Source organism: Roseateles sp. (assembly GCF_036404855.1).
Taxonomy (GTDB): Bacteria; Pseudomonadota; Gammaproteobacteria; order Burkholderiales; family Burkholderiaceae_C; genus Pelomonas.
Window position 1 is genome coordinate 1 of sequence record NZ_DASWYS010000188.1, and the last position, 5,973, is coordinate 5,973.

5 protein-coding genes are annotated in these 5,973 nt (G+C 70.5%); 2 read left to right on the forward strand and 3 right to left on the reverse strand.

From position 1 onward, the window contains the following. Both VGF12_RS12580 and VGF12_RS12585 read left to right on the forward strand, forming a co-directional pair. Nucleotides 1-578 (forward strand): enoyl-CoA hydratase-related protein (locus tag VGF12_RS12580; RefSeq protein WP_331176381.1); only part of this gene is annotated, 578 nt, incomplete at its 5' end. Nucleotides 579-604: 26 nt separating this feature from the next. Further along, nucleotides 605-1,303, forward strand: coding sequence for an SGNH/GDSL hydrolase family protein (locus VGF12_RS12585; RefSeq protein WP_331176382.1), 699 nt, complete (start codon nt 605-607; stop codon nt 1,301-1,303). Here VGF12_RS12585 and VGF12_RS12590 read toward each other — a convergent pair. The 3 genes from VGF12_RS12590 to VGF12_RS12600 all read right to left on the reverse strand — a co-directional run. After that, nucleotides 1,255-1,668, reverse strand: a complete 414-nt coding sequence (locus tag VGF12_RS12590) for an acyl-CoA thioesterase (protein ID WP_414710079.1) — start codon at nt 1,666-1,668, stop codon at nt 1,255-1,257. The two genes, VGF12_RS12585 and VGF12_RS12590, sit on opposite strands and share 49 nt — an antisense overlap. 52 nt (nt 1,669-1,720) lie before the next feature. Next, nucleotides 1,721-3,490: a methyl-accepting chemotaxis protein gene (locus VGF12_RS12595; RefSeq protein ID WP_331176383.1), complete on the reverse strand. Its 1,770-nt coding sequence runs from the start codon at nt 3,488-3,490 to the stop codon at nt 1,721-1,723. A 54-nt stretch (nt 3,491-3,544) separates the two neighbouring features. Beyond that, nucleotides 3,545-5,973 (reverse strand): hybrid sensor histidine kinase/response regulator (locus VGF12_RS12600; RefSeq protein ID WP_331176384.1); only part of this gene is annotated, 2,429 nt, incomplete at its 5' end.

A 5,973-nucleotide genomic window follows, 5' to 3' on the forward strand; every position in this document is an offset into this window, starting at 1 on the left:
ATCTCGAAGACTTCATGGCCGGCCCGACGCGCGGCGAGGACGCGCCGACATTCCAGTTCATGCATGCTCTGGTGGACTGCGGCAAGCCGGTCGTCGCGGCTGTCACCGGTGCGGCCATCGGCATCGGCACGACGATGCTGCTGCATTGCGACTTTGTCTTTGTTGCCGACGACGCCCGTCTGGCCATGCCGTTCGTGGCATTGGGCCTGGTGCCCGAGTTCGCGTCCAGCGTCGTGCTGCCCCAGCTGATGGGCAATCGACGCGCGGCCGAAAAGCTGCTGCTGGGCGATCCCTTTACTGGTGAGCAGGCCGTGGAGTGCGGCATCGCGAACCGCGTGCTGCCGGGCAGCGAGGTGCTGAACCACGCGCGCCGTATCGCCGAGCGCTTCAACCACCTGGCGCCCGGCGCCGTGCGCGACAGCAAGAAGCTGATCCGCGATGCGCAGCGCGACGCCGTGAAGGCCGCGATCACCCGGGAGGCCGGCATCTTCGGCGCCCGCCTGCGCAGCCCCGAGGCGATGGAGGCCTTCCAGGCCTTCTTCCAGAAACGCGCGCCGGACTTCACCAAATTCTCCTGACGCTCACGAAAATCGGGCTCGGCCCCTTGCTGATCCTGCAGGGGCGCCGGGTGCGGGCGACCGCGCTGCGCCTGCCCGAGGCGGCCGGGCCGCGTGCGGCCGAGGGGCCTGCGCTGCGCTTCCTGATGGTGGGTGACTCCTCCGCCGCAGGCGTTGGTGCGGCGCATCAGGACGAAGCCCTGGCGGGCCGCCTCGCCCAGGCTCTGGCGAGACGTCTCGGCCAGCCGGTGGGTTGGCAGCTCATCGCCACCAGCGGTCACCGCAGTGAACAGGCGCTCGCCGCGATCGAGACGGCTCAGCTGGCGCCGGCCGACGTGCTGATCACGTCGCTGGGCGTCAATGACGTTGTCGATCAGGTCGCGTCGTCACGGGCACTGGCTGCGCTGGACCGGATCCATGCCCTCGCCGTCGATCGCGCCGGCGTGCGCCTAAGCCTGCATTGCGCGGCACCGCCCATGCAGCAGTTCCCGCTGCTGCCCCAGCCGCTGCGCTGGTTCTTCGGCCGCCAGGCAGCACAGTTCAACGCGGCGCTGGAGGCGGCCGTGGCCGGCCATGCGTCGCGCCGCGTGCTGCACCTGCCTCGGGCCATGCAGCGCGATGCCGCCGCGTTGATGGCCGAGGACGGTTTCCACCCCGGCCCGCGCGGCTACGCACTGTGGGCCGAGGCCCTGGCCGATCAGGTCGTCACGGACCTGGGCTTGCCCTCGCGGTCGATGGCCACGTAGGTCAGGTTGGCCTCGGTCACCTTGACGATGTGCAGGTTCTCCGGGTCGCGCTCGGCCATGACCTCCACATGCACGGTGATGGACGTCCGGCCGATCCGGGTGATCGTCGCGTAGAAGCTCAGCAGGTCGCCGATAGAGACCGGTTGCTTGAAGATGAACTCGTTGACGGCCACCGTCGCGACGCGACCACGCGAGATGCGCGCCGGCAGGATGGAGCCGGCGATGTCCACCTGCGCCATGATCCACCCGCCGAAGATGTCGCCGTTTGCGTTCGAGTCCGCCGGCATGGGCATGACGCGCAGCACCAGCTCGCGCTGGCCGCTGGCCGGGGTGGGGGACAAGGGAGGGCAGGCGTCAGGACTCATGGGGCGGATACAGCAGGGCAGTCGAGTGTGGATTGTCCCTGCTGATCCTCACCTAGAAACTCTGCCAGTCATCGTCATGCGCGTTGCCGGCCTGCGCGGGTGGCGGTGGAGCGATCACGGGCCGGGGGGCGACGGGCTTGCGGGGCGCGGCGGCAGGAGGCTTGGCCTTCGCTTTGGCAGGGGAGCGGGCCGGCACGGCGGGGGGCGCTGGCGCCTCGTCTCGGGACAGCTTGCGCAGCTCCACCGCATCCGTCTCGGCCAGCGATTTGTCCTTGTCGGTGAGGCGGAACACGCGGATGGCGTTGTGCACCTGGCCGACCTGGCAGTTCAGGGTGCTGGCGGCGGCGGCCAGCTGTTCCACCATCGCGGCGTTCTGCTGCGTGATCGAGTCCAGGTGCTGCACGGACTCGCCCACCTGGCCAACACCGATGGACTGCTCGCGTGCTGCACTGTCGATCTGCTCCAGCACGCGGGTCACGCGCGCCACCACATCGGTCACCTCGTCCATGCGCAGCTTGGCGTCGCCCGCGCGTTGACCGCCGGCCTCGACGCGGCTGCGCGACTCCTCGATCAGCGCACGGATCTCCTTCGCCGCGCCGGCGGTGCGCTGGGCCAGTGCGCGCACCTCGCTCGCGACGACAGCGAAGCCGCGCCCCTGCTCGCCAGCACGCGCAGCCTCCACGGCCGCGTTCAGCGCCAGGATATTGGTCTGAAAGGCCACGCCCTCGATGACCTGGATGATGTCGCCGATGCGGCGCGAAGACTCGGCGATGTCCTGCATGGTGTCCACCACGGTGTGCACCGCCTCCTGGCTGCGTTGGGCCACCGTCCCGGTGTCGCGGGCGAGCTGGGCGCCTTCGCCGGCCAGCTGCGAGGTCTGGCGAACGGTGCCGCCAATCTGGTCCATTGCCGCAGCGGTCTGCTCCAGGCTGCTGGCCTGTGATTCCGTGCGGGCTGACAGGTCCTGATTGCCGGTCGCGATCTCCTGCGCGCCGCCCAGCAAGTTGGCCACCTCGTGGCGCACGTCGCGCACGACGGTCCGCACCGACACGGTGAGCTGGGCCAGCGCCAGCTGAAGCTGGCCGATCTCGCCACGACCGGTCACGGCGACGCTGCGGGTCAGGTCGCCGCCGGCCAGTTGGTTGGCCGTGGCGATGACGTTACCCAGCGGACGCACGGCCGAAGCGAGCAGGCCGGCGCTGGCCACGCCCGTGCCCACCAGCGCGGCCAGCAGCATGCCCCACAGCGGCGCGCCGGCCCAAGCCGCCAGCAGCGGCACGGCGGCTGCCAGCGCGGTGAGCCAGATGATCTGGCCGCGCAGTTGGGGTCGCAGCGCGTGAAGCAGGCGGCCAACCAGGTCGACGCGGCGCACCTCGCCGTGATGCAGGGCGTGCACGCGCCGGCCGGCGGCTGCCTCGGCGTTCATCACGGCATAGAGCTGCTCGCACTCGCGCACCTCCTGGTCAGTGGGGCGGGTGCGTACCGACAGATAGCCCACGATGCGTTCACCGTCGCGCACCGGCGTGGCATTGGCGCGCACCCAGTAGTAGTCGCCGTTCTTGCGCCGGTTCTTCACCAGTGCGCCCCAGGGCAGCCCGCTCTGGATGGTCTCCCAGAGGTCGCGGAAGGCCTCTTCCGGCATGTCGGGGTGGCGCACGATGTTGTGCGGCTGCCCCATCAGTTCGGCATTCGTGAAGCCGCTGACGGTGACGAAATTGGTGTTGCAGTAGGTGATGCGACCCTTGAGGTCGGTGATGGAGATGAGCGTCTGGTCCGCGGGGAAGGCATAGCTGTTCTGGGTCACCGGCAGATTGCTTCGCATGCGAGCCTCGCAAGTTGGGTGCGGCGATCCAGCATAGCGACGTGACCCGGGGCGTCAACGGTTCCGACGGGCGGCGGCCAAGGAGGTGAATAGTGCCCGGCAGGCGGCGGCGGCGGCCGGGGTGTCGAAGTCGTCCATGGCTTGGCGCAGCGGGCAGAGTGCATCGCCCAGCTCCGCGCCATAACGGTCCAACAGATCGTCATAGCGCTCCAGGCAGTCCAGCGATGCTTGCTCCAAGCTGTCTGCCAGCGAGCACAAGGCGTCGGCGAGTGGTTCCCCGCCCGGCGTGGGCGCCTGGAGCCAGGCGGCGGCAGCCTGCAGGGCGGTCTCCAATTCGGCGTCCAGTCGCTGTGCGCCCGCCCGGCCGGCTTCGACCGCGGCACTGGCGGCCGCCAGGCGCCGGGCGCCGATGGCAGCGGCCATGCCCTTGAGCTGATGGGCCGCGTCGCCATCGCCGCCGTCGTGGACGCGCTGGATCAGAGTCCGGGCTTGTGAGGCGAATCGGCGCAGCAACTGGCGGTAGAAAAGGCTGTCGCCGCCCAGGCGTGCAAGCGCGCCAGCGTCGTCCAGCGCGGCCTGCCGGCACAACTGCCGGATGGTGGCCGAGAGCGTGTCGGCGTCGAAGGGCTTGCCGATGTGGCCGTCCATGCCGGCGGCCAGGCAAGCCTCATGGTCGGCGGGGCTGGCGTTGGCGGTCAGGGCCAGTACCGGCAAAGCCGTCCAGTGCGGGTTCTTGCGCAGTTGCTGCGTCGCCTGCAGGCCGTCCAGTCTGGGCATCTGCATGTCCATCAGCACGAGGTCGTAGTCGGTGTGCTGCAGCGCGGCCAGTGCTTCGAGGCCATCGTGCGCGCAATCCACCCGCGCGCCTTCCCGGCCCAGCAGCTTGAGCGCGACCTCGCGGTTGAGCGCGTTGTCCTCGGCCAGCAGCAGACGCAGCCCGGCCAGCCGCGGGACCGTGGGCACGGGGGGCGCGGCGGGTGGCATGAGCCGCACCGGCGCCTGCGCAGCGGTGAGCCGCAGCGTGAAGAAGAAGATGCTGCCGCGACCCGGCTCGCTGTGCAGTCCCAGCTCGCCGCCCATCAGCCGCACCAGCTTATGGCTGATCGCGAGGCCCAGACCCGTGCCGCCGAAGCGACGCGTGGTCGAGGCTTCGGCCTGGCTGAACGCCGCGAAGACCTCTGCCTGCTGCGCGGGGGCGATGCCGATGCCGGTGTCGCTGACGACGAACTGCACCGTCAGCGCGTCGCCTGCGGCTTCCAGCAGCCGCAGGTGCAGCTCGACGCGGCCTTGCGCGGTGAACTTGATCGCGTTGCCGCCCAGGTTGATCAGTACCTGCTGCAGCCGCAGCGCGTCCCCCAACAGCCAGCGCGGCAGGCGCGGGTCGGCCTCGATCGTCAGCGCGAGTGGCTTGTCGGCGAGGTTGGCGGTCAGCAGCGTGCGCAGCTCGTCCAGCAGGCGTGCGAGATCGAAGGGCTGCGGGTCTAGGGCCAGCTTTCCGGCCTCGGCCTTGGCATGGTCGAGGATGCCGTTGAGCAGCTCCAGCAGGTGGCGCGCCGCGCCGTCGGCCTTGGCCAGCAGACCGGCCTGTTCGGCGTCCAGCCGGGTGTGGCCGAGCAGTTGCATCATGCCGAGCACCGCGTTGAGCGGCGTGCGGATCTCATGGCTCATGTTGGCCAGGAACTCGCCCTTGCTGCGCGCTGCAGCGTCCGCTGCCTCGATCTGGCGATGGCTTTCGCTGACGTCGACGCGGAACACGACGTGCAGGCCGTCGACGGTGAGGCGGTTGACCGCCCGTATCCAGCGGCCATCGCCGAGACGGAAGCGCTGGTCCGAGAAGCCCTCGCGGAAGAAGCCGATCTGCTGGGCGGCCCAGACCTCGGGGTCCCCTGAATCGGGCACGAAGCCGGCTTGGTCCATGGCCTGGCGCAGCAGCGCCTCGTAGCGCATGCCGATCAGCCGGGCGCCGGGGGCTGCGCCGCAGAGGCGGCGGTAGTGTTCATTGCAGAACTGCAGCCGCTCGTCGGTGCCGAAGAGCGCGAACGCCTCGTCCACCGCCTCCATGGCCGAGCGCAACGTGTGCTCGCCTTCCTCGGCGCGGCGCTGGGCCAGTAACAGGGCCGTCACGTCCTGCAGGGCGCCGACGACGCGCGGCGGTCGACCCGGCACGGCCTCGGTTTCACCGGTCACGCGCAGCCAGCGGGGCTGCCTGTCGTCGGTGCACTGGCGCACCAGCAGGTCGAACGGGCGCTGCTGCGAGGCCGCTGCGTCGATGGCGCTGCGCAGCGCCTGCCAGTCCTCGTCCTGGATGAACTCGCGGGCCTGCGCGAGGGGGAGGGCGGGCCCGGCCGCCGCGCCGAGGATGCGGCGGCATTCCTCCGACAGCAGCAAGCATTCGCCTCGCGGCTCCAGCACCCAGCCGCCCACGCCCGCGAGCGAGCCGGTGCGGGCCAACTGCGCGCGACTGGCCCGCAGCTCAGCTTCCA

What these genes read in the sequence shown, in the direction of transcription:
- VGF12_RS12595 (WP_331176383.1), bottom strand. Translation starts at nt 3,490, where the DNA reads ATGCGAAGCAATCTGCCGGTGACCCAGAACAGCTATGCCTTCCCCGCG.
- VGF12_RS12590 (WP_414710079.1), bottom strand. Translation starts at nt 1,668, where the DNA reads ATGAGTCCTGACGCCTGCCCTCCCTTGTCCCCCACCCCGGCCAGCGGC.